General features: G+C 50.3%; 15 protein-coding genes. 9 read left to right on the top strand and 6 right to left on the bottom strand.

What is annotated here, in order from left to right:
* The first annotated feature begins 113 nt into the window (after positions 1-113).
* From marR to marB, 3 genes are read left to right on the top strand one after another with little or no spacing between them, the layout of a single operon-like run.
* On the top strand, positions 114-548 hold the full coding sequence (gene marR / locus ACLJQJ_RS06220) for a multiple antibiotic resistance transcriptional regulator MarR (RefSeq protein ID WP_000843434.1): 435 nt from the start codon (positions 114-116) through the stop codon (positions 546-548).
* 19 nt (positions 549-567) lie between these two features.
* Positions 568-951 (top strand): MDR efflux pump AcrAB transcriptional activator MarA, encoded by a 384-nt coding sequence (marA, locus tag ACLJQJ_RS06215; RefSeq protein WP_000091194.1) that lies wholly within the window; start codon positions 568-570, stop codon positions 949-951.
* Positions 952-979: 28 nt separating this feature from the next.
* Positions 980-1,195 carry a multiple antibiotic resistance protein MarB gene (gene marB / locus ACLJQJ_RS06210; RefSeq protein WP_063809225.1) on the top strand — a complete coding sequence of 72 codons (216 nt, stop codon included), beginning with the start codon at positions 980-982 and terminating at the stop codon, positions 1,193-1,195.
* A gap of 118 nt (positions 1,196-1,313) precedes the next feature.
* Here the strand turns inward: marB and eamA are convergent, their stop codons facing one another.
* Positions 1,314-2,216, bottom strand: a complete 903-nt coding sequence (gene eamA / locus ACLJQJ_RS06205; protein ID WP_000987753.1) for an O-acetylserine/cysteine exporter — start codon at positions 2,214-2,216, stop codon at positions 1,314-1,316.
* Between the two features lie 227 nt (positions 2,217-2,443).
* Here eamA and ydeE point away from each other — a divergent pair, with 227 nt between their 5' ends.
* Both ydeE and mgtS read left to right on the top strand, forming a co-directional pair.
* Positions 2,444-3,631, top strand: a complete 1,188-nt coding sequence (gene ydeE, locus ACLJQJ_RS06200) for an efflux MFS transporter YdeE (RefSeq protein ID WP_023182121.1) — start codon at positions 2,444-2,446, stop codon at positions 3,629-3,631.
* 247 nt (positions 3,632-3,878) lie between these two features.
* Positions 3,879-3,974 carry a protein MgtS gene (gene mgtS / locus ACLJQJ_RS06195; RefSeq protein ID WP_000901531.1) on the top strand — a complete coding sequence of 32 codons (96 nt, stop codon included), beginning with the start codon at positions 3,879-3,881 and terminating at the stop codon, positions 3,972-3,974.
* Positions 3,975-4,320: 346 nt separating this feature from the next.
* Here the strand turns inward: mgtS and ACLJQJ_RS06190 are convergent, their stop codons facing one another.
* Complete coding sequence (locus ACLJQJ_RS06190; RefSeq protein WP_000776348.1) at positions 4,321-4,713, bottom strand: YdeI family stress tolerance OB fold protein; 393 nt, start codon at positions 4,711-4,713, stop codon at positions 4,321-4,323.
* Between the two features lie 382 nt (positions 4,714-5,095).
* On the opposite strand from ACLJQJ_RS06190, the gene ACLJQJ_RS06185 reads away from it, so the two are divergent.
* Positions 5,096-5,623 carry a 2-oxo-tetronate isomerase gene (locus ACLJQJ_RS06185; RefSeq protein WP_001235357.1) on the top strand — a complete coding sequence of 176 codons (528 nt, stop codon included), beginning with the start codon at positions 5,096-5,098 and terminating at the stop codon, positions 5,621-5,623.
* Positions 5,624-5,741: 118 nt separating this feature from the next.
* Here the strand turns inward: ACLJQJ_RS06185 and ACLJQJ_RS06180 are convergent, their stop codons facing one another.
* Positions 5,742-5,924, bottom strand: coding sequence for a general stress protein (locus ACLJQJ_RS06180; RefSeq protein WP_000807642.1), 183 nt, complete (start codon positions 5,922-5,924; stop codon positions 5,742-5,744).
* Between the two features lie 344 nt (positions 5,925-6,268).
* Entirely contained in the window at positions 6,269-8,311 is a 2,043-nt protein-coding gene (gene dcp, locus ACLJQJ_RS06175) for a peptidyl-dipeptidase Dcp (RefSeq protein ID WP_000106261.1), read from the bottom strand.
* Between the two features lie 138 nt (positions 8,312-8,449).
* Between dcp and ydfG the strand changes: the two genes are divergently transcribed.
* The 3 genes from ydfG to ydfZ all read left to right on the top strand — a co-directional run bounded on the left by ydfG (position 8,450) and on the right by ydfZ (position 10,396).
* Positions 8,450-9,196, top strand: coding sequence for a bifunctional NADP-dependent 3-hydroxy acid dehydrogenase/3-hydroxypropionate dehydrogenase YdfG (ydfG, locus tag ACLJQJ_RS06170; protein WP_063809224.1), 747 nt, complete (start codon positions 8,450-8,452; stop codon positions 9,194-9,196).
* Positions 9,197-9,325: 129 nt separating this feature from the next.
* Positions 9,326-10,012, top strand: a complete 687-nt coding sequence (locus tag ACLJQJ_RS06165; RefSeq protein WP_000215563.1) for a GntR family transcriptional regulator — start codon at positions 9,326-9,328, stop codon at positions 10,010-10,012.
* A 180-nt stretch (positions 10,013-10,192) separates the two neighbouring features.
* A complete protein-coding gene (gene ydfZ, locus ACLJQJ_RS06160) occupies positions 10,193-10,396 on the top strand; it encodes a putative selenium delivery protein YdfZ (RefSeq protein WP_000989267.1) in 204 nt (67 codons plus the stop codon).
* A 66-nt stretch (positions 10,397-10,462) separates the two neighbouring features.
* On the opposite strand, the gene ACLJQJ_RS06155 is transcribed toward ydfZ, so the two are convergent.
* Complete coding sequence (locus ACLJQJ_RS06155) at positions 10,463-11,929, bottom strand: mannitol dehydrogenase family protein (RefSeq protein ID WP_063809223.1); 1,467 nt, start codon at positions 11,927-11,929, stop codon at positions 10,463-10,465.
* 143 nt (positions 11,930-12,072) lie between these two features.
* Positions 12,073-13,452 (bottom strand): MFS transporter, encoded by a 1,380-nt coding sequence (locus ACLJQJ_RS06150; RefSeq protein WP_000192118.1) that lies wholly within the window; start codon positions 13,450-13,452, stop codon positions 12,073-12,075.
* Between the last annotated feature and the right edge of the window lie 3 nt (positions 13,453-13,455).

Raw genomic sequence — 13,455 nt, 5'->3', positions numbered from 1 at the left:
AATACCCCGGACGCCTTTTAGCAAATCGTGGCATCGGCCAATTCATTTAGTTGACTTATACTTGCCTGGGCAATAGTATCTGACGAAATTAATTACTTGCCGGGGCAACCATTTTGAAAAGCACCAGTGATCTGTTCAATGAAATCATTCCGCTGGGTCGCTTGATCTACATGGTAAATCAAAAAAAAGATCGCCTGTTAAATAACTATTTATCCCCGCTGGATATCACCGCAACACAGTTTAAAGTGCTTTGCTCGATACGCTGCGCGGGATGTATTACCCCGGTTGAACTTAAAAAAGTGCTGTCTGTCGATCTCGGCGCATTGACGCGGATGCTCGACCGCCTGCTGTGCAAAGGCTGGATCGAAAGACTGCCGAATCCTAATGACAAACGCGGCGTACTGGTGAAGCTAACGCCGGACGGCGCGGCAATTTGTGAGCAATGTCATCAACGACCAGGGCAAGACCTGCATCAGGAATTAACAAAAAACTTAACGGCGGACGAAGTGGCAACGCTTGAGTATTTGCTCAAGAAAATTCTGCCGTAGACAAAAAAGAGGTATGACGATGTCCAGACGCAACACTGACGCTATTACTATTCATAGCATTTTGGACTGGATCGAGGATAACCTGGAGTCGCCGCTCTCACTGGAAAAAGTGTCTGAGCGTTCAGGATATTCCAAATGGCACCTGCAACGGATGTTTAAAAAAGAGACCGGTCATTCATTAGGTCAATACATCCGCAGCCGTAAGATGACGGAAATCGCGCAAAAATTAAAAGAGAGCAACGAGCCCATTCTCTATCTGGCGGAACGCTATGGCTTTGAGTCACAGCAAACATTGACCCGGACGTTCAAAAACTATTTTGATGTGCCGCCACACAAATACCGGATCACCAATATGCATGGCGAATCACGGTATATGCTGCCGCTGAACCATGGCAACTACTAGTTTGTTTATGCGCCACGCGAAGAGCACCATGAAAATGCTGTTTCCCGCCCTGCCGGGTCTGTTACTTATCGCCTCCGGATATAGCATTGCAGAACAAACTTTGTTACCTGTGGCGCAAAATAGCCGCGATGTGATGCTGCTGCCCTGTGTAAGCGATCCGCCAAATGACCTTCACCCCGTGAGCGTGAATAGCGATAAGTCAGATGAATTAGGCGTGCCCTATTATAACGACCAACACCTTTAACCTCTTTGCCCCGTTTTGCGGGGCATTTTTTTAGTACCATCTGGCGATGACAAGTCCGCCGCTATTACCTCGCGGCATGGTCTGAAATTAGCGTTTGTCTTCTTAGTAACATAATGCCTCATCCCCTGACGCGCGCAGTACGGCGCACACGAAATCCAAACACATTGATATAGAGTCCAGCCATAATCAGTACTGCGCCCGCAAGCTGCATCCCGGTCAACGTTTCCCCGAGTAACACCGCGGCGCTCGCCAGCCCGACTACCGGCACCAGCAATGATAACGGCGCCACGCGCCAGGTCTCATAGCGCCCCAGTAACGTGCCCCAGATGCCGTAGCCAAGTATAGTGGCGACAAAAGCCAGATAAAGCAGCGACAATATCGTCGTCATATCGATGGTAATAAGGCTTTGCGTAATGTGATCCGCCCCCTCCAGTAGCAGCGATGACAGCAGGAACGGCAGGATCGGGATCAGCGCGCTCCAGACCACCAGCGACATCACCGCCGGGCGCGGACTATGTTGCATAATTTTTTTATTAAAGATATTGCCGCAGGCCCAGCTAAATGCCGCCGCCAGAGTCAGCATAAATCCCGACATCGCTATATGCTGTCCGTTGAGACTGGCTTCAATCAATACCAGTACACCTATAATCGCCAGGGCGATCCCCGCCAACTGCTTACGTTGTAACCGCTCGCTAAAAACAAACGCCCCCAATGCCATGGTAAAAAAGGCCTGCGCCTGTAATACCAACGACGCCAGTCCTGCGGGCATACCAAACTTTATCGCGCAAAAGAGAAAGGCGAACTGCCCAAAGCTTATCGTTAGCCCATAGCCCAGCAACAGCGTAAGCGGGACTTTAGGCCGGGCGACAAAGAAAATTGCCGGAAACGCCACCAGTAAAAATCGTAATCCTGCCAGCAATAATGGCGGCATATGATGCAGGCCTACTTTGATGACAACAAAATTGAGCCCCCATACGACAACCACCAGTAACGCCAAAAAACCGTCTTTACGCGACATCATCGGCCCCTGTCATTATTAAAATTTTGTAAAAAGGTAAGTTATCGGAAATCAGTGCGCCATAACAGGACTTTTCTTTTTACCGTGAGCATGGCATTGAACAACACACGATGGGCAAAATCCTGCGTTATGGTATGTTAAGACTACGCTATAGCGTATAGACATCATGCTTTTGCGGGCACGGTAGATTAAAACGTCCCGATACGTAACCTCCATTTCAGGCAGGAAAAATGAATCCAGGATTGAGACGTTCGACGTTGGCTCTACTCGCCTCATCGCTGTTATTGACAATTGGACGCGGTGCCACGCTCCCCTTTATGACCATCTATCTTAACCGTCAGTACGGTTTAGGCGTGGATCTGATTGGCTACGCGCTGACCAGCGCGTTAACGATCGGCGTCATCTTTAGTCTTGGCTTTGGGATTCTGGCGGACAAGTTTGATAAAAAGCGCTACATGTTACTCGCGATTATCGCCTTCGCCTGCGGATTTATCGCCATCCCAATGGTGCATAATGTCGTACTGGTTGTCCTGCTTTTTGCGCTTATTAACTGCGCCTATTCGGTTTTTTCTACCGTCCTGAAGGCCTGGTTCGCCGATAATCTCACCGCGACAACAAAAACACGGATTTTTTCGCTCAACTATACCGTACTCAATATCGGCTGGACGGTTGGCCCGCCGCTTGGCACGCTGCTGGTGATGCAAAGCATCAATTTACCCTTCTGGCTTGCCGCCATCTGTTCCGCATTTCCGCTGGTCTTTATTCAGGTATGGGTGACACGTTCGGTTGCCGCCAGCGAGGGGAAAAACGCCGCTATCTGGTCTCCCTCCGTTCTGCTGCGCGACAAAGCATTATTGTGGTTTACGCTTTCGGCATTTCTGGCCTCCTTTGTGGGGGGCGCCTTTGCGTCCTGTATTTCACAGTACGTTATGGTCGTTGCCGATAGCGGCTTCGCGGAAAAAGTGGTAGCCGTCGTCCTGCCGGTTAATGCGGTTATTGTGGTCAGTTTGCAATACGCCGTGGGCCGTCGACTTACCGCCGTCAATATTCGACCAATGATGACGACCGGCACCGTCTTTTTTATCGCCGGGCTCATCGGATTTATTTTTTCAGGCGACAATCTGTTTTTTTGGGGGCTTTCAGCGGCAGTATTCACGATTGGCGAAATTATTTATGCCCCCGGCGAATATATGTTAATTGACAACATTGCGCCTGCCGGGATGAAAGCCAGCTATTTTTCAGCGCAATCGCTGGGCTGGCTGGGTGCGGCGGTAAACCCGCTGGCCAGCGGCGTCATCCTGACGACGCTTCCCGCCTGGTCGCTTTTCGTTGTCCTGATAATCGCCATTGTGTTCGCTTGGGCACTGATGTTAAAAGGAATGCGGATTCCCCCTACGCAACAGGCTATCACCTGCTAATTATCTGCAGCCAGTGATGTGCGCCGTTTCTGGCGCACCGGGTTAACCCTATATATTGCAGGCTAATTATCTGCTGTCACTGCGATAATTCAGGAATATTCCTGGGCGCTGACGAAAATATTCTAATGCTTTACCCTTCCAGTAAAATAAATACTCAATTAAGACTTTGCTTAAGTATAAATTAGTACTATAGTCTGTACGAGGTTTTTTAAAAAAGAGGATGCACGCTAAAATAAGGAGAAACGAGATGTTAGGCAGTATTAACCTTTTTATCGTTGTATTAGGAATTATTTTATTTTCCGGATTTCTGGCCGCCTGGTTCAGTCACAAATGGGATGATTAATGAACGGAGATAATCCCTCGCAGAGCCGGCCCCTTGCTGCATCGTTGCGCAAGGGGCCGCTTTTGTCTGGATGGCAGGCAAAAAAAACCGCCGGTTCACCAGCGGTAAATGCTTGCATGGATAGATTTGTGTTTTGCTTATACGCTACCGGGCAAATTCTTGCGAGGATAACGGATCGCTAACGACTGTAGCACCGTCAATATCAATGAAGCTTAAACGATACGCAACCAGACCTGAATAAGACATTATGGGACCTTTTGTCCCCAGGGCGCTTTTACAAGACCCATGGTATCAGGCCAGCCGCGTGCCCCGTATGGCTGACCTGGAGATTGCCGGTTAGCGCGCGTTATTTTTGCAATCGGTTCACGCGAACAAGCGGTTCCTTCGCTTTCTTGTCCAGACTACCGTTAATGTTGATCATTTGATCCGGCTGAACTTCCCGCCCATCAAATACGGCGGAAGGAATTATCACGTTAATCTCGCCGGATTTATCACGAAATACATAGCGATCGTCGCCTTTATGATCAATAAGGTTGCCGCGCAGCGAAACGGTCGCGCCATCATGCAGGGTTTTTGCCTGTTCGATGGTCATTTTTTCTGCATCATCCGTACCACGATAACCATCCTCAATAGCATGAGGCGGCGGCGGTGCCACGTCTTTTTTTAATCCCCCTTGATCATCCGCTAGCGCGTAAGGCATTATCAGAAAACTTAAAAATGCAGCCACCTGTAGTTTCATGCTCTCTCCTTAATAACGTCTATTTGACGTATTAAGTCTGGCCGCTATTTTTAGTTTTTACAAACATGAATTTATCCGCAGAATATTAAGCAATAAAATCAACCCATCCGGATTAATATGCAACCGATATCAGCGCCGGTGAGCGCGAAAGCGTAACGGCGTAATAGAGAACTTGCCACATAGCTGAAGTCAGATGCATCAACGTCTGGACAGCAATTCAGAATAATCGGCTTTATTTTTTGAGGATAATGGCCTTACGCATAATCAATGACTGTCATCGCCGCAGGAAAATAATCATTCACTGACAATGTCATAAAATAAATATGCCATACTTGAGAAGAACGAACAGATTTCATTTGTCTCTGTAACGGAAAAATAAACGATGAGATTAGAACAGCACGATATTGTCACCCTTGATGAAGCCGAATCCGTCGATAGCCTGACAAAAAAACTTGGTGATTTACTGGTTAACCAGAAACTCCGTCTGACCACTGCAGAATCCTGCACTGGCGGGAAACTGGCTTCAGCATTGTGCGCAGCAGAAGATACGCCCTCATTTTACGGTGTGGGGTATGTCACCTTTACTGATGAAGCCAAAGCAAAAATCTTACGCGTACAACGCCACAGTCTTGCCGAACATACCGCCGTCAGCGAAGCGGTTGTTACTGAAATGGCACAGGGCGCTAAGGATCAGGCTGAGGTCAATATCAGCATAGCGATCAGCGGCTATGGCGGTCCGGAAGGCGGCGAAGATGGCACGCCGGCGGGCACCGTTTGGTTTGCCTGGAATATTAACAATACAACTTTTACAAGCCGACAACATTTCAACGGAGATTGTCAGGAAGTATTAGAAAAATGCGTACGCTTCGCCCTCGCTGAATTGCTTTTTCTGTTAACGAAGAAAGCATAAACAATAATTTTATCTGACCGGCCAGAATAACTCCCGGTCAGAATAAAAAATGCGAGCCTATGGCCCGCATCGTATGCGCAATATTTCAGAATATATTTACGAAATATCAGGAGTAAAATTAATTGCCGGATTTCCGTCCGCCACTGTGGCTATTCTGGCCACCTTTTTTACCCGCTTCAGATGCACGCTGTGGGTCGTTTTTAAAGTTCCCACCGCTATGCTGGCCGCCTTTACGACCTGCTTCTGAGGCTTTCTCTTTATCTTCTGCAAAATTACCGGAACCGCCGCGATGTTCTGCCATAATATAATCCTCATGATGATGTTGCGTTTTAAATATGATATGTCTTCTCATATCATGTGATACAGTTCTAAATCTAGTCGCCCTGTGCGCAGTGTCAAATTCATTTCTGCATTATTTACATAATACCACCACATGGCGGAAAATATATTTTTTGAAAACATCAACAGCGAAGCGGTAATAAATCTTTGGCAATCAAGCCACCACGAGAAAATAAGTAGAAAAATCCGAATGCACACCCTTGTTATATTCAGACAATTTAACCCCATAAATTTAACTGGCTGTCATCAGAAATGCAGGATTCATTTTCAGGCGGTTGTTCGACAGTGCCGAACAACCGTATCAGCTTAGCGATCGAGCCCACGATATTGCAACATGGGGTCAATATGCGGTTCATGTCCACGCCAGGCTGAATAAAGCGTTTCTAAATCAGTACTATTCCCCCGGGAAAGGATAGCATCACGAAAACGCTGCCCGTTTTCACGCGTCAGGCCGCCCTGCTCTACAAACCATTGATAACCGTCATCCGCTAACATTTGCGTCCAAAGATAGGCGTAGTATCCCGCTGCGTAGCCGCCGCCGAAGATATGGGCAAAATAACTACTGCGATAGCGGGGCGGCACTGCCGGTAAATCAAGATGCTCGGCGGCCAGCGCCTGCTGCTCGAACTCAGCGACAGACTGCTCTGCTACGCTCTCCTCCAGCATATGCCAGCGCATATCCAGCAATGCGGCGCCGAGCAATTCAGTCATATCGTAACCTTTATTAAATAAACTCGCCTTGCGCATTTTTTCCTGTAAATCAGCGGGCATTTTTTCACCGCTGTCGACATGACGCGCGTAGCGTTCGAACACGCGTGGATGGCTCGCCCAATGCTCATTAATCTGGGAGGGAAACTCGACAAAGTCGCGGGGCGTATTGGTACCTGAAAGCGTGGCATAGCGCTGAACGGCAAACAAACCATGTAACGTATGACCAAACTCATGGAAGAGCGTAATAACGTCGTCCCAAAGCAGTAATGCAGGCTGCCCATCAACCGGTTTCTGATAGTTACATACATTGTATATAACGGGCCGGGTTTCATTGAGTGTGGATTGCTCGACAAAATTCCCCATCCACGCGCCGCCGCTTTTCGAGTCCCGCGCGAAGAAGTCGCCATAAAATAACGCCATGCCGACACCATCGGAGTCGAAAATCTCCCACACCCGAACATCAGGGTGATACACCGGAATGTCAAAACGCTCGACGAAGGTGATGCCGAATAGCTGGTTGGCGGTCCAGAAAACCCCCTCTTGCAACACCGTATTTAAGGCAAAATAGGGCTTCAGTTGCGCTTCATCTAACGCATATTTTTCCCGCCGTACCTGTTCGGCATAGAACATCCAGTCCCAGGCCTGAACGGTGTAGCCGCCCTGCTCACCATCAATGACGTTCTGAATTTCCGCCTGTTCATTGAGTACACGCTGACGCGCTGGCGGCACAATGCCACGCATAAAGCTCAGTGCGGCTTGCGGCGTTTTCGCCATCTGATCGGCCATTTTCCATGCGGCATAATTGGGGAAACCCAGCAGTTTTGCCTGACAGCGACGAATCTCTACCAGACGCTGAACGATAGCGCGGGTATCGTGGGCATCTCCTTTTTCCGCCCGAGTCCATGACGCTGCGAATAAATTTTCGCGGGTCTGGCGATCGCGCAGCGTAGCAAGCGCAGGCTGTTGCGTCGTATTAAGGAGCGGAATGAACCAGCGCTCCTCCAGGCCTTTTTCACGCGCCGCTTCAGCAGCGACGGTCATTTCTTCCGGGCTTAATCCTGCCAGGCAATGCGCGTCATCGACCGCCAGCCCGCCCGCTTTACTTGCCGCCAGCAGACGCTGATTAAACTGACTCATTAAGGTCGCGGATTCAGTATTCAATACTTTCAGTCGCGCTTTATCCTCTTCGGCAAGCTGCGCGCCTGCCAACACAAAACGCTGATGGATCACATCGACCAACCGTAGCGACTCATCATCCAGCCCCAGTGAGTGACGCTGTTGCCAGACGGCATCCACGCGAGCGAATAACGCGCTATTCAGATAAATATCGTTGGAGAGCGCCGCCAGCTCGGCAGAAAAGGCCTCATCCAACCGCTGGAGTTCATCGTTAGTGTGTGCGGCCGTCATCGCGAAAAAAACGCTGGTGACGCGTGACAGAAGCGCCCCGCTTTGCTCCAGCGCCAGAAGCGTATTCGTAAAGTCAGGGGCCGCCGGATGATTGACGATGGCCTCGATTTCCACGCGTTTTTGCCGCACGCCCTCATCAAAAGCAGGACGATAATGGCAATCTTTGATCCGATCAAAACGCGGTGCCTGATAAGGCAACATACTCTGGTCTAACAAAGGATTCGTCGACATTTTTCCCTCCTGAAAATAGGTTGATCATAAGAGTAAGCTTCCCCCTATGCTGACCGCAACCGTGTTAACCAGGATTACCCTTTCATAAACGCCGCGTGCTATGGTAATACAACACAAAAAGCGTTGAGGAACTGTGTGATGATCGTTTTAGTAACTGGAGCAACCGCAGGGTTTGGCGAGTGCATTGCACGCCGTTTTGTTGAGAATGGACATAAAGTCATTGCCACGGGACGTCGTCATGAACGCCTGCAAGCGTTAAAAGATGAGCTTGGCGAGAACGTATTGACCGCCCAACTGGACGTGCGCAACCGCGCGGCCATCGAAGAGATGATGGCCTCTCTGCCTGCGCAGTGGCGCGATATTGATGTGCTGGTCAATAACGCCGGTCTGGCGCTGGGTCTTGAGCCGGCGCATAAAGCCAGCGTAGAAGACTGGGAAACTATGATCGATACTAATAATAAAGGCTTAATTTATATGACCCGCGCCGTGCTGCCAGGAATGGTCGAACGTAATCGCGGTCATATCATTAACATCGGTTCAACCGCCGGCAGTTGGCCTTATGCTGGTGGCAACGTCTATGGCGCGACGAAAGCCTTTGTGCGCCAGTTTAGCCTGAATTTGCGCACGGATTTACACGGCACGGCGGTTCGCGTGACCGACATTGAACCGGGTCTGGTTGGCGGTACCGAGTTTTCCAGCGTCCGTTTCAAAGGCGACGATGAGAAAGCGGGTAAAACCTACGAAAATACCACCGCGCTCACGCCAGAAGACATTACCGAAGCGGTATGGTGGGTGGCCACACTCCCCGCGCATGTGAATATTAATACCGTTGAAATGATGCCTGTTACCCAATCTTTCGCAGGGCTCAACGTCCACCGTAGCTAAGAGGTTATACCCGGTCTGCGGGCCGGGTAATCCCTGGCAAACGTATCTGCAACCAAGAACATGATCGGTATAGACCACCACGGAAAAGTGGTAGAGTATCCGGGTCAACCGCCTAAAAAGTAAGAATGAATGACCGTCGAAACGCAGCTTAACCCTACACAGCCTGTCAACCAGCAAATTTACCGTATTCTTCGGCGTGATATCGTGCATTGTCTGATCCCGCCTGGCACGCCGCTATCAGAAAAAGAGGTCTCAACCCGTTTTAACGTTTCGCGTCAACCGGTGCGCGAGGCTTTTATAAAGCTGGCGGAAAATGGGTTGATTCAGATCCGCCCTCAGCGCGGTAGTTATGTGAATAAGATTTCGCTTTCTCAGGTACAGAATGGCTGTTTTGTACGGCAGGCGATCGAATGCGCGGTGGTCCGCCGTGCGGCGGCGATGATCACCGACAACCAGTGCTATCAACTGGCGCAAAACCTGCACCTGCAACATATTGCCATCGAGCGCAAACAGATTGATGATTTTTTCCAGCTTGATGACGATTTCCACCAAAAACTGGCGCAGATCGCCGATTGCCAGTTAGCGTGGGATACCATTGAAAATATCAAAGCGACAATCGACCGGGTTCGCTATATGAGTCTGGATCATGTTTCTCCGCCGGAGATGTTGTTGCGCCAGCACCATGATATTTTCTCCGCACTGGAAAATCGTGACGGCAATGCGGTTGAGAGCGCAATGACCCAGCATTTGCAGGAAATTAGCGAATCCGTCCAGCTTATTCGTCAGGAAAACAGCGGCTGGTTTAGCGAAGAGTAACTCCCTTTAACGTCGGGGTGAGACGCCTTCTCCGCTTTCTCACCCTGCACATTCCTGCCTAAAAAGCCGTGAGCTTGATCAAAAACAAAAAAAATCCGCAACGATAAGCGTATTTATATGTCGCCCGTCATGCGGGGAAACCTGCGGGCTTTGGCAGTAAGTTTGAAAGGAGAAAACACCATGATGACATACGATCGTAACCGTAACGCAATCACTACCGGTAGCCGGGTCATGATAAGCGGCACGGGTCATACCGGGATTATCAAAGCCATTGAGAGCGAAGGTCTGGATGCAGGTCAAATTCGCCGCGGCAAAACGGTGATTGTCGAAGGTTGTGAAGGTAAATTCGCGCCGGTCGAACTGATTCGTCTTGGCATGAACTGATACCACTGGCCGCTAAGAACCGCTCCGGCCTTCCCGGTAGCATAATGCTACCGGGTCTCTGTTACGCTATTTCAACCGCTCGGCATATTTCGCCACGCTCGCTTTCGCGCCATATGTCAGTAAACTGTCATAGGCTTCTTGCACTTTTTGCGTAAACCGCGCCACCTGCGGCAAATCGTTGCCGAAAATTTCAGCCATTCCCAGCAGCGCCTTAACACGACTGGCGCCTTCTTCACTGTTTGCCACGGCGCGCTGAATAACCGGCAATAGCGGATCGCTAATGTCGATCGCCTTGCCCTGTTCATCCACGCCGCCAACGTAACGCATCCACCCCGCCACGCCCAGCGCCAGCAAATCAAAATCGCTATGATTAGCAAGATGCCAGCGAACGGAGTCCAGCATACGCTGCGGAAGTTTCTGGCTACCATCCATCGCAATCTGCCAGGTACGATGACGCAGCGCCGGATTACAGTAACGCGCAATCAACTGATCGGCATAACGCTGTAAATCTACCCCCTGGACTTTCAGCGTTGGCGCCTGCTCGCGTAACATTAACGCCTGCGCGGTCAGACGATAGTTGTCGTCAGCCATGCAGTCATTAATATGCTGATAGCCGGCAAGATACCCCAGATAAGCCAGGAATGAATGACTGCCGTTAAGCATTCGCAGTTTCATCTCTTCAAACGGAACCACGTCGGCGACCAACGTCGCGCCCGCGTTTTCCCACTGCGGACGCCCCGCCACAAACGTATCTTCTATCACCCACTGACGAAACGGCTCACAGGCGACACCCGCCGGATCGCGCACGCCGGTCAGTTGTTCGATTTTATCCAGCGTCTCCGGCGTGACCGCAGGGACAATCCGATCAACCATGGTTGACGGAAATGTCACGTTTTGCTCGATCCATATCGCCAGTTCCGCATCCACCTCCCGGGCGTAAGCCGTCACAACCTGACGCGTCACATGCCCATTTTCCGGCATGTTGTCGCAGGACATCACGGTAAATGCCGGTAAGCCTGCGGCTTTACGACGCGCTAACGCTTCGACAATAATACCCGGTGCCGTTAGCGGTTGATGCGGATTTTGCAGGTCGGCGGCAATCATGGGATGTTCCAGCAGAAGTTGGCCCGTGGCTGGCGAATGACAATACCCTTTCTCGGTAATGGTCAGAGACACAATCGCTATTTGCGGTTCGCACATCGCCGCCAGCACACGTTCCAGACCATCAACCTGAACATGCAACGCCGCTTTGACGACGCCCACCACACGCGCCGTCCAGGCATCCGCCGACATCTCCGCCACGGTATAGAGGTTATCCTGCTGCTTTAGATCGGCAATCTGCTGTTCGCCGCCAATAAGATTAACCTCATAATAGCCCCAGTCGCTATGCTGCTCCGCAGCCAGAATATCTGTATAAACCCCCTGATGCGCGCGATGAAACGCGCCAAAACCGAGATGGACCATCCGCGCCGCCAGCGCCGCGCGATCGTAATCAGGAAGCGTCGCCTTTGCCGATAAAAGCCTGTTTTGCATTTTATAACCTCTATATTCTGAAAGCGGAACAGTCGCAGAGTAACGCCTGCCCTGGTGCATTTGGATTTACGCTAATTAAACAAAAGTGACCGGACAGCATGGCCGAAACCGCATTAGCGTTCCGGCCATACCGTCGACACGATTTAACTCGTCTGGGTTGCGGAGTGGCGTAACTTCTCTGCCGCTGTCGCTTCCGCCGCATCCTCAGGCAAGCTCAGATCGCGATCTCTGACCTCCGGCATCAACAACGCAGAAATCAGACCAATACACGAGTAGAGCACCAGCATAATTAAGATGGGCAGCCAGGAATCGGTCATGTTACAAAAGATCCCTGCGAGGACGGGGCCAAAGCCAACCGCCACCAGGCCCCCTGCCTCTTTTGAAATCGCCATCCGGGTGAAGCGATTACGCGATCCGAAAATTTCCGCCATGGTGATGTTTTCCAGCGCAAATAATCCCAGCACGGCAAAGTTATGAATAACAATGAGCGCCGCCATAATTACGCCAGGGCTATACGTTTTATCTACCACAATAGACAGCATCGGCCAGGCGAGAATAATCGCGGAGATATTCAATATTATATACGGCAGCCGACGACCGTATTTATCGGACAACCACCCCAAGAGTGGGATAGTGATAAAACCAATTACGGAACTTATCATTAACGCATCGGTTGGGATAGATTTGTTAAATAATAACGTCTGAACTAAATATCCGGCAAGGAAGGTTTGAATAAGCCCCGAATTCCCCGCTTGTCCAAAACGTAAACCGGTGGCCAGCCAGAAAGATTTGCTGGTAAACATCGCGCCCAATGTATTTTCTGACGCAGGCGTTAACGCTGGCGATTTTTCGCCTTCGCTTACTTTTTCGAATACCGGACTTTCTTTCAAATTCATTCGCAGCCAGATCGCGAATATCATAACAACGACGCTCGCCAGGAAAGGAATACGCCATCCCCAGGCGATCAGTTGTTCGCGTTCAAGCGCAAAGAACATCACCGCCCAGATCGCCGTCGCGCTCAACGTACCGCAGTTGGTGCCCATCGCGACCAGCGAGGAAATGATGCCACGCTTTCCTTTCGGCGCATACTCGGCCAGCATGGTACCCGCGCCGGAAATTTCCGCCCCGGCGCCCAGCCCCTGTATAATTCGCAATGTTACCAGTAATACTGGCGCAAAAATGCCGATTTGCGCATACGTCGGCAGTACGCCAATCAGCGTGGTGCAGATCCCCATCATGGTGATAGTAATAAACAATACTTTTTTTCGTCCGATGCGGTCGCCCATTTTACCAAAAACAAAGGCGCCGATAATTCTGGCTATATAACCTGCACCATAGGTGCCCATTGCCAGAATAAGCGCCATCGCGGCAGACTGTTCTGGGAAAAATATCTCATGGAAGACCAGAGCCGCGCCTAGTGAATATAACTGAAAATCCATAAATTCAAGCGCGGTGCCTAACCAGCCAGATACGGCAGCGCGCACTAAATCCTGAGTCGATCGTTCATGCTTTATTTGTGTCATATA

This window comes from Salmonella sp. SAL04202, assembly GCF_046550775.1.
In the GTDB taxonomy this organism is placed as follows: Bacteria; Pseudomonadota; Gammaproteobacteria; order Enterobacterales; family Enterobacteriaceae; genus Salmonella; species Salmonella enterica.
The sequence above is the reverse complement of the archived record's forward strand: the minus strand, read 5'-3'. Positions and strand labels throughout refer to the sequence as shown.

Excerpts from the sequence above, each read along its gene's own strand:
- ydfG (WP_063809224.1), top strand. The coding sequence starts at position 8,450 with ATGATCGTTTTAGTAACTGGAGCAACCGCAGGGTTTGGCGAGTGCATT.
- ACLJQJ_RS06190 (WP_000776348.1), bottom strand. The coding sequence starts at position 4,713 with ATGAAACTACAGGTGGCTGCATTTTTAAGTTTTCTGATAATGCCTTAC.
- ACLJQJ_RS06185 (WP_001235357.1), top strand. The coding sequence starts at position 5,096 with ATGAGATTAGAACAGCACGATATTGTCACCCTTGATGAAGCCGAATCC.
- ACLJQJ_RS06150 (WP_000192118.1), bottom strand. The coding sequence starts at position 13,452 with ATGACACAAATAAAGCATGAACGATCGACTCAGGATTTAGTGCGCGCT.
- ACLJQJ_RS06180 (WP_000807642.1), bottom strand. The coding sequence starts at position 5,924 with ATGGCAGAACATCGCGGCGGTTCCGGTAATTTTGCAGAAGATAAAGAG.
- ACLJQJ_RS06155 (WP_063809223.1), bottom strand. The coding sequence starts at position 11,929 with ATGCAAAACAGGCTTTTATCGGCAAAGGCGACGCTTCCTGATTACGAT.
- ydeE (WP_023182121.1), top strand. The coding sequence starts at position 2,444 with ATGAATCCAGGATTGAGACGTTCGACGTTGGCTCTACTCGCCTCATCG.
- eamA (WP_000987753.1), bottom strand. The coding sequence starts at position 2,216 with ATGATGTCGCGTAAAGACGGTTTTTTGGCGTTACTGGTGGTTGTCGTA.
- ACLJQJ_RS06165 (WP_000215563.1), top strand. The coding sequence starts at position 9,326 with ATGACCGTCGAAACGCAGCTTAACCCTACACAGCCTGTCAACCAGCAA.
- mgtS (WP_000901531.1), top strand. The coding sequence starts at position 3,879 with ATGTTAGGCAGTATTAACCTTTTTATCGTTGTATTAGGAATTATTTTA.
- dcp (WP_000106261.1), bottom strand. The coding sequence starts at position 8,311 with ATGTCGACGAATCCTTTGTTAGACCAGAGTATGTTGCCTTATCAGGCA.
- ydfZ (WP_000989267.1), top strand. The coding sequence starts at position 10,193 with ATGATGACATACGATCGTAACCGTAACGCAATCACTACCGGTAGCCGG.
- marB (WP_063809225.1), top strand. The coding sequence starts at position 980 with ATGAAAATGCTGTTTCCCGCCCTGCCGGGTCTGTTACTTATCGCCTCC.
- marA (WP_000091194.1), top strand. The coding sequence starts at position 568 with ATGTCCAGACGCAACACTGACGCTATTACTATTCATAGCATTTTGGAC.